At 38.7% G+C, this 21,021-nt stretch carries 21 protein-coding genes; 8 read left to right on the forward strand and 13 right to left on the reverse strand.

Features of this window, described 5'->3' with window-relative positions:
• Positions 1–14: 14 nt before the first annotated feature.
• On the reverse strand, positions 15–1,037 hold the full coding sequence (gene dusB / locus AC07WY_RS14355; protein WP_494736566.1) for a tRNA dihydrouridine synthase DusB: 1,023 nt from the start codon (positions 1,035–1,037) through the stop codon (positions 15–17).
• Positions 1,038–1,120: 83 nt separating this feature from the next.
• On the opposite strand from dusB, the gene AC07WY_RS14360 reads away from it, so the two are divergent.
• The 3 genes from AC07WY_RS14360 to AC07WY_RS14370 are packed head-to-tail and all read left to right on the forward strand — an operon-like array spanning position 1,121 to position 3,485.
• Positions 1,121–2,329 (forward strand): DUF1615 domain-containing protein, encoded by a 1,209-nt coding sequence (locus AC07WY_RS14360; RefSeq protein WP_419334438.1) that lies wholly within the window; start codon positions 1,121–1,123, stop codon positions 2,327–2,329.
• Positions 2,296–2,943: an HAD-IB family hydrolase gene (locus AC07WY_RS14365; protein ID WP_004820178.1), complete on the forward strand. Its 648-nt coding sequence runs from the start codon at positions 2,296–2,298 to the stop codon at positions 2,941–2,943. Before AC07WY_RS14360 ends, AC07WY_RS14365 begins: the two co-directional genes overlap by 34 nt.
• 20 nt (positions 2,944–2,963) lie before the next feature.
• Entirely contained in the window at positions 2,964–3,485 is a 522-nt protein-coding gene (locus AC07WY_RS14370; RefSeq protein ID WP_004820176.1) for a hypothetical protein, read from the forward strand.
• Between the two features lie 47 nt (positions 3,486–3,532).
• Here the strand turns inward: AC07WY_RS14370 and proB are convergent, their stop codons facing one another.
• Both proB and cgtA read right to left on the reverse strand, forming a co-directional pair.
• Entirely contained in the window at positions 3,533–4,666 is a 1,134-nt protein-coding gene (gene proB, locus AC07WY_RS14375; RefSeq protein WP_004721861.1) for a glutamate 5-kinase, read from the reverse strand.
• Between the two features lie 61 nt (positions 4,667–4,727).
• Entirely contained in the window at positions 4,728–5,951 is a 1,224-nt protein-coding gene (cgtA, locus tag AC07WY_RS14380; protein WP_004820174.1) for an Obg family GTPase CgtA, read from the reverse strand.
• 301 nt (positions 5,952–6,252) lie between these two features.
• Here cgtA and prfH point away from each other — a divergent pair, with 301 nt between their 5' ends.
• Positions 6,253–6,843 (forward strand): peptide chain release factor H, encoded by a 591-nt coding sequence (gene prfH, locus AC07WY_RS14385; RefSeq protein WP_262085530.1) that lies wholly within the window; start codon positions 6,253–6,255, stop codon positions 6,841–6,843.
• A 5-nt stretch (positions 6,844–6,848) separates the two neighbouring features.
• On the opposite strand, the gene AC07WY_RS14390 is transcribed toward prfH, so the two are convergent.
• Both AC07WY_RS14390 and AC07WY_RS14395 read right to left on the reverse strand, forming a co-directional pair.
• A complete protein-coding gene (locus tag AC07WY_RS14390; RefSeq protein WP_262085529.1) occupies positions 6,849–7,208 on the reverse strand; it encodes a hypothetical protein in 360 nt (119 codons plus the stop codon).
• Between the two features lie 116 nt (positions 7,209–7,324).
• Positions 7,325–8,686, reverse strand: a complete 1,362-nt coding sequence (locus tag AC07WY_RS14395; protein WP_004721869.1) for a dicarboxylate/amino acid:cation symporter — start codon at positions 8,684–8,686, stop codon at positions 7,325–7,327.
• A 419-nt stretch (positions 8,687–9,105) separates the two neighbouring features.
• Here AC07WY_RS14395 and AC07WY_RS14400 point away from each other — a divergent pair, with 419 nt between their 5' ends.
• A complete protein-coding gene (locus AC07WY_RS14400; protein WP_262085527.1) occupies positions 9,106–10,101 on the forward strand; it encodes a glycosyl transferase family protein in 996 nt (331 codons plus the stop codon).
• A gap of 27 nt (positions 10,102–10,128) precedes the next feature.
• On the opposite strand, the gene AC07WY_RS14405 is transcribed toward AC07WY_RS14400, so the two are convergent.
• The 3 genes from AC07WY_RS14405 to AC07WY_RS14415 form a co-directional block, all read right to left on the reverse strand.
• The gene (locus AC07WY_RS14405; protein ID WP_262085526.1) at positions 10,129–10,575 is read right to left on the reverse strand and encodes a hypothetical protein; all 447 of its coding nucleotides are present in this window, start codon (positions 10,573–10,575) and stop codon (positions 10,129–10,131) included.
• 123 nt (positions 10,576–10,698) lie between these two features.
• A complete protein-coding gene (locus AC07WY_RS14410; protein WP_004721875.1) occupies positions 10,699–10,965 on the reverse strand; it encodes a YeaC family protein in 267 nt (88 codons plus the stop codon).
• 2 nt (positions 10,966–10,967) lie between these two features.
• Complete coding sequence (locus tag AC07WY_RS14415; protein WP_004721877.1) at positions 10,968–11,870, reverse strand: NAD(+) kinase; 903 nt, start codon at positions 11,868–11,870, stop codon at positions 10,968–10,970.
• 195 nt (positions 11,871–12,065) lie between these two features.
• Here AC07WY_RS14415 and mrcB point away from each other — a divergent pair, with 195 nt between their 5' ends.
• Together mrcB and AC07WY_RS14425 are read left to right on the forward strand one after the other, a co-directional pair.
• Positions 12,066–14,459 (forward strand): penicillin-binding protein 1B, encoded by a 2,394-nt coding sequence (gene mrcB, locus AC07WY_RS14420; RefSeq protein ID WP_035371136.1) that lies wholly within the window; start codon positions 12,066–12,068, stop codon positions 14,457–14,459.
• Between the two features lie 51 nt (positions 14,460–14,510).
• The gene (locus AC07WY_RS14425; RefSeq protein WP_004820161.1) at positions 14,511–15,095 is read left to right on the forward strand and encodes a tetratricopeptide repeat protein; all 585 of its coding nucleotides are present in this window, start codon (positions 14,511–14,513) and stop codon (positions 15,093–15,095) included.
• Between the two features lie 26 nt (positions 15,096–15,121).
• On the opposite strand, the gene AC07WY_RS14430 is transcribed toward AC07WY_RS14425, so the two are convergent.
• The gene (locus AC07WY_RS14430) at positions 15,122–16,033 is read right to left on the reverse strand and encodes an NUDIX domain-containing protein (RefSeq protein WP_494736567.1); all 912 of its coding nucleotides are present in this window, start codon (positions 16,031–16,033) and stop codon (positions 15,122–15,124) included.
• Positions 16,034–16,173: 140 nt separating this feature from the next.
• Here AC07WY_RS14430 and hemP point away from each other — a divergent pair, with 140 nt between their 5' ends.
• Positions 16,174–16,344 carry a hemin uptake protein HemP gene (hemP, locus tag AC07WY_RS14435; RefSeq protein ID WP_004721884.1) on the forward strand — a complete coding sequence of 57 codons (171 nt, stop codon included), beginning with the start codon at positions 16,174–16,176 and terminating at the stop codon, positions 16,342–16,344.
• Positions 16,345–16,533: 189 nt separating this feature from the next.
• Here the strand turns inward: hemP and AC07WY_RS14440 are convergent, their stop codons facing one another.
• The 4 genes from AC07WY_RS14440 to tfpB form a co-directional block, all read right to left on the reverse strand.
• A complete protein-coding gene (locus AC07WY_RS14440) occupies positions 16,534–17,868 on the reverse strand; it encodes a sensor histidine kinase (RefSeq protein ID WP_494736568.1) in 1,335 nt (444 codons plus the stop codon).
• A gap of 41 nt (positions 17,869–17,909) precedes the next feature.
• A complete protein-coding gene (locus AC07WY_RS14445) occupies positions 17,910–18,575 on the reverse strand; it encodes a response regulator transcription factor (RefSeq protein ID WP_494736569.1) in 666 nt (221 codons plus the stop codon).
• A 162-nt stretch (positions 18,576–18,737) separates the two neighbouring features.
• Positions 18,738–19,097, reverse strand: coding sequence for a NirD/YgiW/YdeI family stress tolerance protein (locus tag AC07WY_RS14450; protein WP_004820153.1), 360 nt, complete (start codon positions 19,095–19,097; stop codon positions 18,738–18,740).
• Positions 19,098–19,198: 101 nt separating this feature from the next.
• Positions 19,199–20,956: a type IV pilus assembly ATPase TfpB gene (gene tfpB, locus AC07WY_RS14455; RefSeq protein ID WP_494736570.1), complete on the reverse strand. Its 1,758-nt coding sequence runs from the start codon at positions 20,954–20,956 to the stop codon at positions 19,199–19,201.
• Positions 20,957–21,021 lie beyond the last annotated feature (65 nt).

The raw sequence follows: 21,021 nt of genomic DNA on the forward strand, positions 1-21,021 counted from the left end.
TTACACCTTATTGATTACACATCCAATAAATTTACCGATTCAACCTGTACATCACTCATCGTATTGCCTTGTTCAAGCAAGTGATTAAAGTAATCCTCAACAACTTTTGCTTGTGCTACAGTGCTTTCCACTTTGTACATATTTTGACGAAATTCATTACTTGAGTGTAAACCTTTGGTGTACCAAGCAATATGCTTACGTGCAATTCGGCAACCTGAGTATTCACCATAGAATTGATAAAGTTCAGACAAATGGCCCAGTAATACGTGTTTTACTTCTTGAATATCTGGTGCTGCTAAATATTCACCGGTTTTTAAATAATGGGCAATTTCACGAAAAATCCACGGACGCCCTTGGGCCGCGCGCCCAATCATAACGGCATCAGCACCAGTATAGTCCAATACATATTTAGCTTTCTCTGGACTGTCGATATCTCCATTGGCAATCACAGGAATAGAGAGCATCTGTTTGACTTCTTTAATCAAACTATAACGTGCCGTATTTAAATACATATCCTCACGGGTACGACCATGTAAGGCTAAGGCTGCAATTCCTGCTTCTTCTGCTCGTTTCGCCACACGGATAATATTCTCATGACCATTTAAAAAACCTAACCGTGTTTTTAACGTCACAGGCACATCAACCGCTTTTACCACCGCTTCTAAAATTCGGGCAACCAAATCTTCATCTTTCAGCAATGCCGAACCTGCCAGTTTATTACAGACTTTTTTTGCTGGGCATCCCATATTGATATCGACAATTTGCGCACCATTTGCAACTTGATAACGTGCTGCCTCAGCCAACTGATCTGGTTCAGATCCTGCAATTTGCGCTGAAATCGGCGCTAATTCACCATCAAAATTTGCCCGATATAGACTCTTTTTGGTCATACGTAAGGTCTGATCAGAGGTCATCATTTCACTTACCGCATGCCCAGCGCCAAAGTATTTACACAGTGTCCTAAACGGACGGTCTGTGACTCCGGCCATAGGCGCAACGATTAAATTATTTGACAGTTGATAAGGACCAATATACATATATATTCATACATTTTTAGACCTTCATAGTATACTGCATCTGCCATAGTGGCTCATCATTTTCTGAGTATGTTTTCTTCGACATGAAAAAATTAGTTCGACATCACGCATTTCTTAAATCTTTCAGCGTGTTAGCTCTTTCTTTAAGCCTAGTTGCTTGTGGTAAAGGTTCATGGTTTGCCCATGAAGATGATGAACAATTAAAACAAGAGCAAATCAGAAAACTGATTCCAAACCGTGTCAATCAACGTGACTCGTGGGCAAAAGACATCTACGATATTTCCAATGAATTAAAAATCCCAACCAACAAAGAAAATATCTGTACCATCATCGCGGTGGTTGATCAGGAATCTAACTTTGTTGCCAATCCTGTTGTGCCAGGTTTGGGGGATAAAGCGGTAAAAGAAGTCACCACACGTTTAAATGAAAAATTTGAAGATAAACTTGGAACCACAATTGGTGGCACGGTTGCTTCATATTTTGAGAATGTTTTAAAAAATCAGCCCTCACCAGATGATAACTATTTAAAACAAATGAGTCGTGTCCGCACTGAAAAAGATTTAGACGTACTTTACCGTGAAATCTTTGATTATATGGCAAAGCATTATCATGTGAGTGCGCTGACGGGTGCGGCAAAATTTGTTGGTCAAGATATTGCTGAAAAAATGAACCCAATCACAACATTAGGTTCAATGCAGGTTCATATCAATTATGCCAAAGAGCATAAACGCACCAGTATGAACATCAATGAATTACGTGATGATCTATATACTGAATTTGGTGGTTTATACTATGGAATCCATCGTTTAATGATGTATCCAGCAGATTATGATAAACCGATTTATCGTTTTGCTGACTATAACTCTGGGATGTATTCGAGCAGAAATGCCGCTTTTCAAAAAATGATTGATAAGCTCACTGAAGCTGATCTGGCACTCGATGGTGATTTACTCTCGTATGACAAAAATGGCGACCCACGTCCAGCGATAACTGATACAGAAAAAGCTCTCACTGCTTTATTTTCAAAAAATAATATTTTAGTTACACCGAGACAACTACGTAGTGATTTAAAAGACGAGAAGCAGCAAGATTTTGAAAAAACTCAAACCTATATTGCAGTGACTAAACTTTATAAGAATAAAACAGGCAAAGATCCAATGTATGCGATAATGCCTGAAGTTGTCATTTCTGGGCCTAAATTGAGTCGTGATTATAATACTAACTGGTACGCAAGCCGCGTAAACGGACGATATGAAACATGTATGCACCGAGCAAAACGTTTAAAAATTTAGCATTATTTGATTTTGACGGAACCTTGTGTAAAAAAGACAGTTTCACAGGGTTTATTTTCTATGCTTTATCAAAAAGACATATCGTAAAGCAAGGCATTAAAATTTTACCGTGGATTCAGGCTTATTATTTAAATATCTATCCTGCCAACTCCATGCGTATCAAATTATTTAATGCAATGTTTAAACAAGCCGATGCCAATGAAATTCAAGATATTGCAAACGAATATGCTCAACGCTTAGTTCGACAACTGGATCAAAATCTTTATCAGCAGTTATTAAAACATCAAACAAATGGCGATGATGTTGTTTTGGTTTCAGCATCTGTAGATATTTACCTCAAAATCATTTGCCAAATCTTAGATATCGATTTGATCTGTACTGGTACTGAAGTCATAGATGGCAAATTTACTGGCAACTATTCCACGCCAGATTGCAGTTGTGAACAAAAACGACTTCGTATCTTAGAAAGATATGATTTAGATCAATATAATAAAATATTCGCCTATGGGAACAGTGAAGAAGATTTAGATATGCTTCATTTGGCCGACTATCAATATATGGTTGGTAAGGATCAGGTTTTGCCCTATTTAGAAGATGAAAAAAAATTTGCGTAATTCAGCACTGAGATTTTTCAATGTCCTATATCAATATCATCATGCCACTCTCTGAATTCTATCCCTATATTCAACACGAGTTAAAGAAATATCAAATTGAAATGGCAATAGAATATTTTGATTCAGATCATAAAATTCAAATGAAAATTGCCACGCCTGATAATTTACAAGAACAACTTAGCCAATATGATCATCCTAATCTTGGCTTCTATTTTCTCGATCAAGCTCAAAACATCAGTAAAGATAAAATCTACAAAGATGAATACTGTATATATGCGATTGCAGGTGAAGGTGGTCGAGAAACAGAGGATACGTTAGAAAAAATAAGTTTAAGAATCATCTCAAAAACACCCGATAAAAATATTAAAAGTTTTTTTAGTGCGATCAAACGTAAATTAAATAACGATGAAAATTTTGGTAAAGGTGTACAAGGAGGCTCTCGTTTCCATGATCAACATTTTTACTTAAAGTCATGGGTCGGCCATAAATTTTTTAAATCCGATCTATACAACGAAAAAGCACCATTAATCATACCCAAATAAAAACCCCGCCAAAGCGGGGTTATATTTCTTAGAAATCTTAAAACTAATCAATAAATCGACATGTGATTACGATGAATCATTTCTAAAGAACGTGCTTCACCTAGCACCTGATACACTTTATCCGAAGCTAAACCTTTGACAGTTTCAGCAGAACGCGAACTAAAGTTCACTCGTCCAACCGCGACTCGATGACCATACTGATCAACACATTCCACAACATCACCGCGATCAAAATGCCCTTCAACTGCTTTTACCCCTACAGGCAATAAACTACGATGGTTTTCTTTAATGGCTTTGACGGCACCATCATCTAAAACCAAACGCCCTGCAGTTTGAAGATGGGCAGCCAACCACTGTTGATGTGCTGTAACACGATCATCATCAGTAATGAACAAAGTACCCAATAATTCACCCGCCATTAAACGAGCCAATACATTGTCACTTTCACCACTAGCAATCAGTGTTGGACAACCAGACTTGGCAGCCAAACGAGCAGCACGAACTTTGGTCAACATACCACCACGACCAAACTTACCACCACCGCCTGCCATATCAAACAAGGTTTCATCCATTGCACGAACAGTATGGAACAATTTTGCATTTGGATTAGAACGCGGGTCTGAATCAAACATCCCTTGCTGATCAGTCAAAATGATCAGTAAGTCTGCATGAACTTGCCCTGCAACCATTGCTGCAAGCGTATCATTATCACCAAAGCGGATTTCATCAGTAGACACTGTGTCATTTTCATTGATTACAGGAATCACTTTCCAATCAATTAAATTCTGCAATGCATCACATGAGTTAAGGTAACGACGGCGATCTGCAAGATCATCATGAGTTAACAAGACTTGCGCAGTTTGGATCGAATGCTTTTCCAACACACTTGACCATGTGTGAATTAATCCCATCTGACCAATGGCAGCACAAGCTTGTAGACTGGGTAAATCGGTGGGTCGATTCTCTAGCTTCATACGAACCATCCCTTCAGCCACAGCACCTGAAGACACAAGAATGATCTCGTGCCCTGCATTGTGTAGATCTGCAATTTGTTTCGCCCAATGCGAAATTGCATCCAAATCTAAACCTTGCCCATTTGCTGTGAGTAAAGATGATCCGATTTTAACAACGATACGTTTTAAAGCCTTGAGCTGACGTTGCCCATCTACCACTTCTATCATCTTGTCCTCGGTCTTTCTTTTCTAAATGGGTATCCTTAGAGACTATAGATACCCTTAGAAATTAGCGTACGTAGTACACTTCCATTTCGCCATCATCCTCGCCATCGTCATCCTCATCATCTTCTTCCTCTGCCAAAATACCAGCAAGACGTTGTTGACGACGCATTTCACGATAAGCTTCTTTTGCAGCAATCGTTTGCTCACGTGTTTCAGCTTCAAGCTGATCACGGAATGCTTTCATTTTCGCTGCATACTCTGGATCTTCGTCTTCCAACTCACGTTGTTGCTCGATTTGATCCATGAGGTAATACACAACAGGTTTGGTACCTTCCTCAAGCAAGCCTGAAGTTTTAAATACAGGACCATCCCATTGTAATTCTTCAAGAATATGATTACACCATTCTTCTTGAGTATCATCAGTTAATTGATCAAGTTTGTTTAAAACAAGAACAATCGGTAATTGAGCCAATGTTGGTGAGAATTTTTTCAATTCTTCCACAATCGCTTTGGCATTGTAGGCAGGATCTGAACCATCAATCGGTTGTACATCGACAATATGCAAAAGAATACGTGTACGTGCCAAATGCTTAAGGAAGCGAATCCCTAAACCTGCACCTTCTGCTGCACCTTCAATCAATCCTGGAATATCCGCCATAACGAATGAACGATGACGATCCGCATCGACCACACCCAAGTTCGGTACCATTGTTGTAAATGGATAATCTGCAACTTTTGGTTTAGCTGCTGATACTGCACGGATAAAGGTAGATTTACCTGCATTCGGCATCCCCAATAAACCTACATCCGCTAGAACTTTTAACTCTAAACGAATTTCACGGTATTCACCTTTGATACCATGTGTACATTTACGCGGAGAACGGTTAGTCGATGATTTAAAATGAGTATTCCCCAAACCACCATCGCCACCATGTGCAACTAAAACCTTTTGGCCATCTTCAACCAAATCACCAATAATATCGCCAGACTCTGTATCTACAATGGTTGTTCCTACTGGAACTTTCAGAATAACTGATTCACCACCACGACCAGCACAGTTTGCGCCAGCACCGTTTTTACCACGTTCAGCGCGAAATTTACGGGTATAACGATAATCTACTAAGGTACTGGTATCGTCGTCAGCTTGAATATATACGCTGCCGCCACGACCACCATCACCACCATCTGGGCCACCAAATGGTACAAATTTTTCACGGCGAAAACTGGCTACGCCATTGCCACCGTCGCCAGCCTCTACGGTAATGACTGCTTCATCAACAAAGCGCATGCTGCCAATCCTCTAAAATCTTTAAAACCCCATATTCTGCCATATTTTCAAAAATTTCTCGAATAGTATTATTCAGCTAAGCATGAATTTTCTTAAACATTTATTGTGAGAGGCTTGATAATGCATATTTTTATTCGATTTCGATTGTTTTTTATTCACATATTTTTCTATAATCAGTTCGCTGAAAATCAATAATTCAAAATTAAATCACGCTTATTTTAATGAATCTCAAAATTTCTGTTTATTCGCATGCATTTTTTTGATTTTCGAACTTATACATTAATTTTAAGGAACACGCATATTGTCTATCGTCCAACTCAGTGCTGCGCTTGGACCCGCAGAATGTCAACTCGCTGTAAAATATACGCTTGAAGAAATACGCAAAGAAGCCAAAACAAAAAAGATCCATCTCCAAACAATTGAAAGCCATACGACTCAATATGGTTATTCCTCGGTACTGCTCAGTGTCGATGAGGATGCCCGAACATGGCTCAATACTTGGCTCGGTACAATTCAATGGACTTTTCAAAGTCCAATTCGTCCACAACATAAACGTAAAAACTGGTTTGTAGGCATTACGCTTTTCGATACACCGTTGCAACTCCCTGCGGATGACACCATCACTTTTCAGGCCTGCCGTGCTTCAGGTGCTGGTGGCCAGCATGTCAACACAACCGACTCTGCTGTCCATGCAACTCATGTTGCATCTGGGATAAGTGTAAAGGTCATGACTGAACGAAGCCAACATGCCAATAAACGTGTGGCAAAAGAATTGATTGCACTCAAACTACAACAACAGATGGAGAGCCAGCAAGCCCATCAGAAACACGCTCAACATTTACAACACGCGTTGATCGAGCGAGGCAATGCCGTCCGAGCATTTAAAAAGTGATGTTTTTACATCACTTCAATTAAACGATATGCAAATTGAAACGTTCTATTTTCTTTTTCAATTAGCTCAGCACTTAATGTTAAATCTGTCCATTTTTCTGTTTCATCATTTAACGTGGTTTCTAATTTGGCCTCTATTCCATAACCACCTTGATAATATTGAAAAACTTCAAAATTCTCATTTGAAATTGTTAGTTCAGGAATGTCTTGATCAAAATAGTAATGTAAAACGTCTTCTTGAATTTCATCCCAAACGGCTTGAGATATTCCAAATTTTAAATGAAGTTGTTTAAAATTTTTATGACAAACTGCTTGTATAAATTCTGCACATAATTGATATGCAATATCTTGAATATTTTTATCCATTGAATACCTAATTAAAGATAGTTTTGATTATAGAAATTGATTTCTAATCGAAACACGATTTTATCACAACAATAAAAAAGGAAGCCTGAGCTTCCTTGATTTACAACACAATAAAATTAAGACTTTTGCAAATCCAATTGGGGTTGATTTGATTCTTCAAGCATTTTACGATCCACTTCAGCTGGGTTATTTAAAGCATCATTGAGCTTCTCAACATCCAGCTTTCCGACCCACTTGGCAACTACAATCGTTGCCAAAGAGTTACCCACCAAGTTAGTCAATGCACGTGCTTCTGACATGAAACGGTCAATACCTAAAATCAAAGCCAAACCAGCGACTGGGATATTACCTACAGCAGCCAAAGTTGCTGCCATGACAATAAAGCCTGAACCAGTTACACCTGCTGCACCTTTTGATGAAATCAACAAGACTGCAAGTAAAGTAATTTCATGCCAAATATCCAGTTGAGTATTGGTTGCTTGCGCAATAAAGATCGCCGCCATAGTCAAATAAATAGAGGTACCATCAAGGTTAAATGAATAACCTGTTGGAATTACCAAACCAACCACAGACTTTTCACATCCAGCAATTTCAAGCTTTTTCAGCATACGCGGTAATACAGATTCTGAAGACGATGTACCCAATACAATCAACAATTCTTCACGAATCATACGAATCATTTTTAAAATACTAAATCCGCAGAAACGACTGATTGAACCTAAAATAATAAAGATAAACAACAAACACGTGATATAGAAACAAAGAATTAACTGTGCAAGTTGCGCTAAGCTACCAATCCCATACTTACCAATGGTAAATGCCATCGCACCAAAAGCACCGATTGGCGCAAGTTTCATAATCATATTCACAATGTTAAAGAACACATGCGAAATTTGATCAATCAATCTTAATACTGGTTTTCCAGCATCGCCAAGTTTATGTAATGCAAAACCAAACAATAAGGCAAATAAAAGAACTTGTAGAATTTCACCTTCTGCAAATGCGCCCACAACCGTATTTGGAATAATATGCAAAAAGAAATCAACAGTAGACTGTGATGCACCTGATTCCACATACTTACTGATACCCGTGGTATCTAAAGTCGCAGGATCAACATTCATACCAACGCCCGGCTTGGCGATATTGATGACAACCAAACCAATAATCAGGGCAATGGTAGACACGACTTCAAAGTATAAAAGTGCAATACCACCAGTCTTACCCACTGATTTCATGCTTTCCATGCCCGCAATCCCACTGACCACGGTACAGAAAATCACAGGGGCAATAATCATTTTAATGAGCTTAATAAAAGCATCACCTAAAGGTTTGAGTTGTTCGCCTAAACCAGGAACACTTTTCTCTACACCATTGATCAATTGAGTACCACTTGGAAAGTAGTGCCCTACAATCACACCCAAAATAATGGCAACAATCACTTGAAAATAGAGTGACTTATACAGCGGTTTCTTAGCCATGATAATTACTTCTTTCTATATTTCTGTTTGAAGAAATATCCAATGTTAATGCTACCATTTGCTGACACAGCCCAAAATCCCGATAAAAACTTCTGGGAAGTCGGTTTTTAGCAAATAAAAATCCCTTCAGAAAACGACAGTTTTCCAAAACAATGACAACGAATGACGATGTTTAAGATTTATTCTCGCTGGCACCTTGGCCAAAAGAATAAATACAGAACAGGAGATAAAAAATAAAACGCTCTTCAAGGCTATTTTAATTAATTTTTGATGATCAATCTCTATGCAAATGTTAATTTCGCCTAACATCTGTGCAATTTATGCTTAGACCTTAGTCTAATATCATCTATGTCTATACGATTCAGATCAATTTATGGCATAGTGTATTTCACTGTATCCTCTCCCTTGATCCATTTGACATGAATACAAAACGCAATCTTTATAAAGACTTTGAACATCCTTTTGCGCAGTTTGTGCGAATTGTTGGTAAAGGGAAAAATGGTGCACGATCATTAACTTATGATGAAGCTTATCAAGCTTTTTCAATGATTTTGAAAAATGAAGTCTTAGACGTACAACTTGGCGCGTTTTTAATGTTGCTTCGGGTCAAAGAAGAGTCTGTAGATGAACTGACAGGCTTTGTCCAAGCGACCAAAGACCAATTGAATTTTCAACCACTTGCTGTGGATTTAGATTGGTCATCTTATGCGGGTAAACGCAAACACTACCCGTGGTTTTTATTGGCAGCATTAACACTTTCAAAGCATGGTTATAAAATCGTGATGCATGGTGCATCAGGCCATACTATGAACCGTGTGTATACTGAACAAGTCTTAGAATACTTGGACTTTCCAATTTGCCAAAATGAAGCACAAGTCAAACAGCAACTAGACACCCAAAATTTTGCCTATTTGCCTTTAAATGTGATCTCTCCGATCTTGGCAGATTTGATCAATCTTAGAAATGTGATGGGGTTACGCTCCCCGATTCACACACTGGCTCGTTTGATTAATCCATTCAATGCCAAAGCAACCTTACAGGCAATTTTCCACCCTGCTTATCGTAGTTCACACCAACAAGCTGCCTTTCAATTAGGTTATAAAAATAGTGCTGTGATTAAAGGTGAAGGTGGCGAGTTTGAGCGTAATCCTGATGCAAAAACCCTCATCTGTGGCATTCAAGATGGTGAACTTTATGAACATGAATTGCCTAAATTAACCGATAACCGCAGCCCAACAGAAGAACAGCTTGATCTCGCTGTTTTTAAAGCGGTTTGGGAAGGCCAACAAGCACATGAATATGGAGAAATTGCCATCACTGAAACAATGGGCATTGCTTTATATACCATGGGTATTGTAAATAACTATCTAGAAGCCATGAGTAAAGCAAAGCACCTTTGGAACACGCGTTTCTAATTTCATCTTTAAACACAAGCGTGAACGTTATTGATCACGCTTTTGGATAAAATAAAAATCAGCCCAATAGGGATAACTTTTTCCTGAAGAATGAATATTGATAAGTTGCAACTGATCACCTATTTTGACATCGATATTATTGGATTGATAAGGACCAGATAAATAAGCATCTTTTTGCTTTCCAATCAGACTGGAACAATACAGATGATGGGTTTTTATCTTTTTTGATGCGTCGGCTGTATAAGCATTACGGATCTTGATACCAACTAACAGCATGGGATAACCATCATTTTTAATTGATGTATATTGTGTGACAGGCGTTTGGAAATTTTGACTTGCGGTTACGGTAACTTCTAATAAACATTGAATACGTTTAGCATCACTTGTTTGCTCAGCGAATGTACTGGTCGAAATTGCAGTGATACAGAATAAACTGAGTCGAGCAAGCTTTATTGTTTTGAGTAGCTTGAGCATTTTAACCTCTTTATCGTTTTAATATCATCATGATTGAAACAGTTTAAATATTATTGTTTTTTAAATTGTGTGTTTGAATCACAAAGTGAAACTACTCTGTGATTCAAGGGATCTTTTGCTCAGTTAGATAAAACGAATCGGTTTAAATTCTGGCTCAGGCACATGCGAATCACATTCCTCACCTTCTTCTTTATGCCCTTTATCGATATAACCTGTACGTTCTTTTTCAGGTATATTCTGATGTTCCCAAGCAATCACTGCTTGCATACAGGTTTGACGTTGCTCAGCAGTCAACGCCACACCATTTGGCCATTTACCAATTTCTACCGCAGTTTTTAAACGCTCAACAATGTCAGCATCTAAAATAGAAAGCATCTGTTCAATATTCATGGTCAATCCCGCTGAAAAGAATCAAAATCTTGATTCCAGCCAAGTTTAGTACGACAAGCCATATAGAAGTCATAACCTGGTGGATGTAAAAGTATTAGTTTGAAGGGATGTTTACGAATATGCAAACTATCACCGACATTTAATGAAACGCTATGCTGACCATCGGCACTGACCATCGGCAACACCCGGTTTTCACGGATCAATATCTTAATTTCGCTTTGCCCACCTACCACAATCGGTCTTGATGACAACGTATGTGGGTGCATTGGAACCAAAGCAATTGCATCCATACTTGGATGTAAAATCGGTCCCCCACCAGATAAGGCATATGCCGTTGAACCTGTCGGGGTCGATACAATTAAACCATCGCTGTGTTGGCGATAAACATATTGCCCATCAATATTCAGCTCAAAATCAATCATATGTACAGATTTACCTGAATGAAGTACCACATCATTCAAAGCAATTGCATCATAAATTATTTCATTTTTACTGCGAATTTCAATTTCCAATAAAAAGCGACGATCAAGCTGAAACTCACCTTTTAAAACTTGATCTAACTTAAACAGCACTTCAGTGGGTTTAATATCTGTTAAAAACCCTAAACGACCGCGGTTCACCCCAAGTACAGGAATATTGTATTTTACCAATGCACGTGCAGCATGTAATAAAGAACCATCACCACCGACGACAATAACCAAATCAACCACTTCACCGAGCAGATTCTTACTGACAGTTTGTGTATTGGTATAAGGTACAAGTTGTGCTGTAGCTGTATCAAAAACTGGATGCAGACCCAAACTTAATAAATGATCGTGTATAAGACAAAGCGTATCAACCACAGATGATTTATCTGGTCTTCCAATTAAACCGATATTACGAAAGGTCTTTGGTGAAATTTGCACAGATGCGGTAGCTCCACTGAAATTCTGAGATATAATAGCACTCTCAGTATATGTTTATAAAATCATTCATATACGAAAAATAACGAGAATGTTTAAAAAGCCTTTAAATTTGTGTATTTCACAGATTTATTATTGCAAAATTAAGAAAAGCTTCGCATGATTAGCGAAAATAAATTTGGGTATTATTATCTGTATATGAAGACCGAACGTGGTATAGGCTTAATTGCACTGATTTTTTGTGTATTAATTATTGCAGTATTTCTCGCATTTAGCGTCTACTTAATTCGCCTCGACAATGTTATTCGAGATAAGTTTGAAGGCAATCGCTGGGATATTCCTGCGAAAGTATTCGCTCGCCCATTAGAAATCTATGCAACTGCGCCAATTGCCCAAATAGAGTTTGAACAAGAGCTCAAATTACTCGGTTATAAAAACAGTGATAGCTATACCAAATCGGGAACCTATATTACCCAACCGAATACAATTTACGTGCATACACGTGGCTTTGACTTTGGTGACAGTGTAGATCCAGAACAAGTCCTACAAGTGACCTTTGCTGGCGATACAGTTACAGATGTAAAAGCCACCAAACCGACCAATACTGGAATCGCACGTTTAGAACCAATGTTAATTGGTGGTATCTACCCGCAACACAATGAAGACCGTGTCCTCATTAAATTAAATAAAGTTCCTAAACCTTTGATTGAAGCTTTAATTGCTACAGAGGATAGAAACTTTTATCGTCATCATGGTATTTCATTCCGTGGTACAGCGCGCGCGTTACTCAGTAACGTGACTGGTGGTAAACGTCAAGGTGGTTCAACACTGACGCAACAGTTGGTTAAGAACTTTTTCTTAACCCCTGAAAAGACCTTAAAACGTAAAGTGAATGAAGCCCTGATGTCACTGTTATTAGAGCTTCATTACAGCAAAGACGAAATTTTAGAAGCCTATTTGAATGAAGTGAATTTAGGTCAAAGTGGTAACTACTCTGTCAATGGTTATGGCTTGGCTTCACAATTCTATTTTGGTTTACCACTCAGTGAATTAAATATTTCACAACAAGCATTTTTGGTCGGTTTAGTTCAGGGTCCTACCCTATTTAACCCTTGGAAAAATCCTGAAGGCGCAAAAAAACGTCGCGATATTGTGCTGAACAATATGTTGGTGATGGGATACTTAGACCAAGCGCAATATGAAAAAGAAATTGCACGCCCGCTCAATGTGGTGCGTAAACCAACATTAGGTACAGCAAGCTTCCCAGACTTCTTAGATATTGTACGTCGTCAACTTAAAACCGAATACCAAGAATCAGATTTAACCAATCAAGGTTTGAGAATTTTTACGACACTTGATCCAATTGCACAAACTAGAGTACAAAAGAGCTTTAGAGAAACGGTGAGCCGTTTAGCCAATGCGAACCCAGCAAGATTAAAAGACCTGCAAGGTGCTGTTTTAGTTACCCGTCCTGAAAACGGCGAATTGATTGCCGCTGTTGGTTCAACCCAAGACTTTACTGGCTTTAACCGTACTGTAGATGCGAAACGTCAAGTGGGTTCTTTGCTTAAACCTGTGATTTATTTAAGTGCGTTGGAATCAGGTCGTTATAACTGGGCATCACAAATTGAAGATGCGCCAATTAGTTTACCTGTCAGTGGTAATCAAACCTGGACACCAAAGAACTATAGTGGAACAGGTCATGGCTATGTTCCGATGTCTCAAGCCTTAGCAAACTCATATAACTTGTCTGCTGTGCGTTTAGGGAACGAATTTGGGATCTCTACATTTAGCAATAACTTGTCTAAATTTGGGGTGACCTCAAAGATTCCAAACTACCCGTCTATTTTCCTTGGTGCGGTTGATATGTCACCCATGGAAGTGATGAGTATTTATGGTAACTTTGCAACAGGTGGATTTAAATACCCAACCAAAGCGATTCGTACTGTTGTAGATTCTAATGGTCGTTTATTGGAGCGTTTTGGTTTAAATGTACAACAAACCATAGACCCTTCTGCTGCCTTCTTATTGAACTTTGGCTTACAACAAGTCATGTCTGCGGGTACAGGTAAAGCGGCTTACAACACATTACCTGCTGATCTCAAACTTGCGGGCAAATCAGGTACAACCAACGATACCCGTGATTCTTGGTTTGCTGGATATTCAGGCAATAATTTAGCAGTGGTGTGGTTAGGCTTAGACAACAATAAAATCACTGGGCTTACAGGTTCATCAGGTGCATTACCTGTATGGATCAATGTCATGAAGCAATTACGCCAAAAACCAGTGAATTTACGTCAAACTGATGATATTTCATGGCAATGGATTGACTCTCGTACTGGGGAGCTTTCAGCACAAGGCTGTGAAGGCGCACTATATATTCCATTATTACGTCACACAGTCCCTAATCGTGCAACAGAGTGCGGCATGCCATATTATCAAGTTGATCCTCAATCCACGCCTGATACGCAACAAAACACTTCACAGCCGCATTCAAGTGATAGTATAGAAAACTATATTCGCGAAAGTGAAGACAGTTTAGATCAGGACTCAAGAGGTCATGTGATCTCAAGTGGTAGTTATAACAACTAATCTAAACGTATTGGATATACGGGTAAATTGGCTTTTAAATAGGAATTTGTGATGAAACGAAATGTAAGCACAATCGCTTATATTCTAAGTTTAAGTGGAATATTAACTTTGGCCGGGTGTCAAACAACACCCCAACAAAATTCTAAACCAAGCAAATCTGTTGAAAAGCCAAAATCTGAACAGCCTGACCATCGGGTTGCGACACCAGATGGGGTAAAAATTACCCCTTATGAACGCCCTGAAATTAAACGTGAAAAAGTTCCTGTTGTGATTGCGCCACAATCCAAGCCTCAAACGCAAAAATTTGAGGATGGAGAAAATATCCCAGCCTTTAAACAACTCATCCAACAAACTCAAACTGCGTATCAAAAGGGCCAGTGGGATGAAGCTGAACGTTATGCAATCCATGCACAACGTATTGCACCACAATCGGCACAAGTGTTCTCTTATTTGGCTCAAATTGCCAATCAGAAGAAACAATATGCGAATGCTGAATCTTTAGCGCGACGTGGTTTAAGTTATGCGCAAAGTCCATCCCAGAAGAAAACCTTTTGGAATGTTATCTTGCAGGCTGCTCAGCAATTAAAAAATCAACAGACCATCGCAGAAGCGCAAAAACAGTTACAACGCTTATAACTGTTTAAACCAATATCTCTGCTCGATTAAAAATTTCGAATCCCAGCAATCCCGTATGCATAATGCTGTTGTGCAATCTCTAAATCAGCTTGGCTTAATCCCCCCAATGCAAAGACGGGTAAATCACAGGTCTTGGCATATTCGGCAAATTTTTCCCATCCAAGTGCATTGGCTTCAGGATGGGTTTGGGTTGCAAATACTGGACTTAACATCACAGCATCAAAGCCTAAGCTCTGTGCTCGCTGTAAAGAGACCAAATCATGACATGCTGCTATACAACGTAGACCGATTGGTAACTGCCCGATGTGTAAATCCATCAATTGATGCTGTTTATAATGTACAGCAGCTATATTTTTTTGAAGATGTTCAGGCAACTGTTGCCATAGCTCTATATTGACGATCAAGCGAGATAAGGCATTTGGATCTAGCTGCGAAATTTGTGTTACAGCGATCTGATCTGCAGTCGTTCTAAAATAAAAAAATTGCGCGTTGTCATCTAGACTTTTTTCTATGCTCAATGCTGAAAGATTGTCGGAGATTTTAATTTGATGCGCCCAGTACAAGCGTTGAATAATCGCTTGATTGGCTTTAGGGAAATTCAGCGCGAATAGTTGATCACGTCCATACCATGTCCAAGGTTTCTGAATATCATGCAAATATTGTTCAGGAACCGTGGCATGAAAAAGATGGAGAAACACTTCAACATCATCATAAACATGATGAATCACATCAAAAGCATGCCATTGCTGGATGCCAATTCCCACTTCCTCAAAGATCTCTCGACGACATGCTTCAACAGGCGTTTCCCCTGCTTCAATTTTGCCACCAGGAAATTCATATTTATTGCCCTGATGCTGATCTGCATTGCGCCAACCGACCAGCACTTTCCCACGATAAAGTAATAAAGCGATAGCCACATGAATACTGGGTTTAGACATAAAAATCGACACCTGAATTTTTAATGAATTGTAAGCAATTATAGAAATTTTATAAATGATAAAAATTATCGTTGACAGACCTATTCGATAATGATTATCATTTAAATCACTTAGACAGCACCCCACACGGAGTAACAATAATGAACGCACCTTTTAGCCTATTCACACGTAACACTGAAGCTCACCAATCTCTTCCGATGTTACATTCAAATAACTTATTTGCATTAGGGCGCGAAATTCGCATCATGCATGCTGGAGAAGAATATCGCTTACGTTTAACACGTAACAATCGTCTAATTTTGACCAAATAACTATAAAAACATTAAGTTAAAACAAAAAACGTGGGAACAAGCAGTATGAATCAGCGCATACTGCTTTTTAATTTTGTCAGTTGATTTTTAATGCTTGTCTATTGATTTTTATACAACACCCAATCTCTATAAAACGATCCAATGAAATGTTAAACATTCAATAAAAATGCCCGATTCAATCGCACAGCTTTAACGTAAATAAACACAAACGCTCAAACCGCCATATTTGGAAGCAGCAAACTGAATCTGTCCATGATGTAAATCGATCACCTTTTTACAAATTGACAAACCTAAACCTGAACCTTGTGTTTTGGTCCCCAACGCTCGGTAAAAACGTTCACCTAAACGATCTAAGATGTCTTGAGGAATACCCTCCCCATCATTTTGAATTTCAAAGCTATTGCTATTGTTTAAAGGTCCAATCTGAATATAAATATTGCCCTGTACTGGCGTATAACGAATCGCATTATCGACAAGATTGCGAATACAAATAAACAGTAATTCTTCATTTACATAGACCTGAACATCTTCGCTTTGAATATGAATCTGAACCCGCTTTTCGTCTATAAAAGGATCTAAACTATTTAGCACATGCTGAGTCATTTGCTCTAGACTTATCCAAGTCTTCGGTAATTCACTGGCATCCGCTGGATCTAATCGTGCTAAAAGCAAAAGATTTTCAAGAACCAGCGTTCCTCGATTCACATCATTTTGAATACTATTGAGTTGCTGATAAATCTCAGGGAACTCGGCATATTTGCGTTGTAATAACTGCAAACGCATCTGTATCGCAGAAAGTGGCGAACGTAATTCATGTGATGCATCAGCGGTAAAGCGTTGTTCAGCAATTAAAGCTTGATCCAGTCGCGCAAGCATTTGATTGAGCTGATTGACCATCGGCTCAAGTTCTTTAAATGCAGGCTGTTGCTGAATTAAGCTGAGATCATTGGCATTTTTCTCTGCAATTTCTGTCGAAAGCAGTTGAATAGATTTAAATTGTTTTTTTACAGAGAAATGTAAAATCAGCCATTGCAGCAACCAGAGACTCAATAAAACCAATAAATAGCTGATAAAACTTTGCAATAAGTCTTTAAAACGGACACTTAAGGGCTGTATAACATAGACGCTTAACTGAGAATCCTGATCAATCGCTCGGTAGCTACGTAACAGCTTATTCTCTGCCCAAATAAATGCATATCCATTGTCTTCACCCTTCGCCAGAAGATTGTCATGCCCTTGTTGCAAATCAAATTCAGGTGATTGGGTCAACATCACCTCACCATTCATCAATCGGTACTGAATATCAAATTCATCACTTAACTCATCCAATTGAAAACCAGACGTCGCACTTAAATCTGAAATCAGAAGCATATCTGCAACTTCATCCATGATTTCATCTTGTACCTTCATGTTGTGATAAATCGAAAGACTGACCAAAAGTATCAGCGCAAAAACACCTGCCACAATTGAACTGAGCATGGAGGTCTTAATCAGCTTGGTTTGTAGTGATACTGCCTGGGTCATATTCATCCTATTGAAATCATTCAAAGTACTTGGTGAAATACTCAATCTTGCTCTTTATTCATACGATAGCCCAAGCCACGGATTGTTTTGATCAAATGTCCACCGATCTTCTTACGCAATTGATAAATATAAACTTCAATCGCATTACTCTCAATTTCATCCCCCCAAGCATAAAGAGATTCTTCCAATTGCTCTCGTGTCACAATATGTTCAGGCTTTTGCATCAATTTATATAAAATTTGAAATTCTTTTGCAGTGAGATGAACAACTTGCTGATCTTGAAATACCGTTTTTGCTTGACTATCTAGCACTAAATTTTCATATTTTATTTCATGTAAATTTGTGACTTGGGTTTGTCTGAGTTGTGCCCGTACTCGGGCAGATAATTCTTCTAAACTAAAAGGCTTTACCAAATAATCATTTGCGCCGAGATCCAAACCTTGCACACGATCTTGGATGCTGTCTCTCGCTGTAAGAAAAATCACAGGAATTTCTGGAAATTGACGTTTTAACAGTTTAAGGATTTCATCGCCAGTGGCTTTGGGCAAACCACGATCTAGCAAGATGCAGTCATATTGATGCTGTTCTATGGCTAGAATTGCATGATCACCACGTTCGACCCAATCTATATTGTAGCCATCCATTTCCAACCAAGATTTAATACTTTCAGCTTGTGAACTATCATCTTCAGCGAGCAAAATTCGCATAGACCATCTCTCTTTTAGGCAGATAAAGCCTTGATCAAAATAAAATCTGCAGTTTGTTGCTGTTCATACTTGTTGAACATAGGTAAAGACCACATGCATACACATGTAGTCTTAGCGAATATAACGAGAATCTGCTGTGATTTGTTTTAATGGATAAAATAATTAAAAATTCACCGCATCTACATCAATTTCTACACGTTTTGTCGGCTTATAGTCGATATCGACCTCACCAAACAATGTCACTGTAGCATTTGCTGCGATCGGTTTACCTTGCCATAACTCATCATCAATATCGACAGTAATGCTACCAGTGCTATCACGGAATTGATATTTTTCATCACCGATTGCTTTAACCACGTTGCCACGAAGCTGCACTTTAGTATCGTCTTTTAATGTTAACGCTTGTTTTACTGTGGTTAAACTTGGTGTAAGCGCTGATTGATTTATCGCTGTGTTTGCAGTGGCAAAACTTGTTAAACCAATCAAGCTTGTGGTTAAAATTGTTTTCGCAATGACGTTCATTGTTGTGTCCTCATATCGGTTCATTGTTTCGATAGAAGCATTAAAACAAACCAACATGAGGTGAATCTTAGGATTTCTTCATTTGCTATTTTAAGTCAAAATTAATTTAAAGGCACAACTCTAAGGACTTCTTCCTGCGTAGTTACGCCTTCCAATACTTTCCGTGCACCAGCAATTCTTAATGGTTCAATACCCTCTTTTTTTGCCTGCATTTTTAAATCATCTAAAGTCACGCCCGCACTAATTCTCTGCTTTGCTTCAAGGCTAATCGGCATAAACTCGTAAATCCCGACACGACCTTTATAACCTGTTTGACGGCATTCCTCACACCCAACTGCTTTATATACAAAACTAGGCATTTTGGTCTGATAACCAAATGTCAAATGCTTCCACTCTTGTTCATTGATAAAGGTTTCTTGTTTGCAATGTGGACAAAGCTTACGCACTAAACGCTGAGCCAATACTCCCAAAATCGTTGCAGCGGTTAAAAAAGGCTGCACGCCTAAATCATGCAAACGTGTCAGACTTGATGGTGCATCATTGGTATGCAGAGTTGAAAGTACTAAATGACCTGTTAATGCTGCCTGAATCGCCATGTTGGCAGTATCTTGGTCACGAATTTCCCCAACCATAATAATATCTGGATCTTGACGCATCAATGCACGGATACCATCAGCAAAACCGAGCTCAATCCCTTGATTGACCTGCATCTGGTTAAAACTTGGCTCCAACATCTCAATCGGATCTTCAATGGTACAGACGTTCACTTGTTCGGTAGCCAATTGTTTTAACGAAGAATAAAGCGTGGTGGTTTTACCTGAACCAGTGGGACCAGTCACCAAAATAATGCCATGACTATGTTGAGTTAAAGCATGCCACTGCGCCAATAAATGTTCATCAAAACCCAATTGTTGAAAACTTCGCACCAAAACTTCTGGATCGAAAATACGCATCACCAACTTTTCACCAAAAGCAGTCGGCAAAGTTGAAAGACGTAGCTCGGTTTCTTGTCCTTTCGGTGTCCGTGTTTTTAAACGCCCATCCTGCGGTTTACGTTTTTCTGCAACATTCATACGACCTAAAATTTTAATCCGTGAAATAACTGCGGTTAGGGTATTGGCTGGCATATTATAAATCGTATGCAGTACCCCATCGATACGAAAACGAATTTTGCCTTTTTCCTTACGCGGTTCTAAGTGAATATCACTTGCACCTTGCTCAAAAGCAAACTGCAAAACCCAATCGACCAGTTTCACAATATGCTGATCATTGGCATCAGGATTCTGGGTATCACCCAATTGTAAAAGTGCTTCTACACCTTTATTTTCTTTATCATAGGCACTGGATTTTTGCGAATTGCTGACCGCTTTACTGACTTGATAATATTCAGTTAAATAACGTTGTAATAACTCAGGATTTAACACCACTTTTTCAATTTTTTTGGGGCTTAAACTACGTTCTAAATTATGTACCCAATCCGTCATAAAAGGCTGTGCTGTACCAATCAGAATTTTATCGGCACTGACCTCAACTGCTAAAATTTTATTTCTTATTGCAAACTCTTGCGACATGACATTGGTAAGTGAAGTCACATCGGCCTTTAACGGATCAATTGTAAATGAATTGAGTTCGGCTTTTTCAGCCAACCATTCTGTCAGTGTGGTCAATGTCAGTCTTTTCACTGGATTTTTAGCATCGACGAGCTTAAAGCTGGCTATCCATTGCAAAGGATGCCACTTCAACTGATCGCGTTGTCGATGCGTGGTTTGTACCAATAGTTTTTCACGTTCTGTAATACGACCATCTTTTAATAATTGTTCTAAACACCAAGCTGTATCGATTTCAAAATTAAATTGCATTGTTATATCCCCGAAACTCAATCTACTATAACAAAATTAATTGTTGTATTTCTTGGATTTTCTAA

It is taken from the genome of Acinetobacter sp. GW821-FHT01C12, from assembly GCF_059422625.1.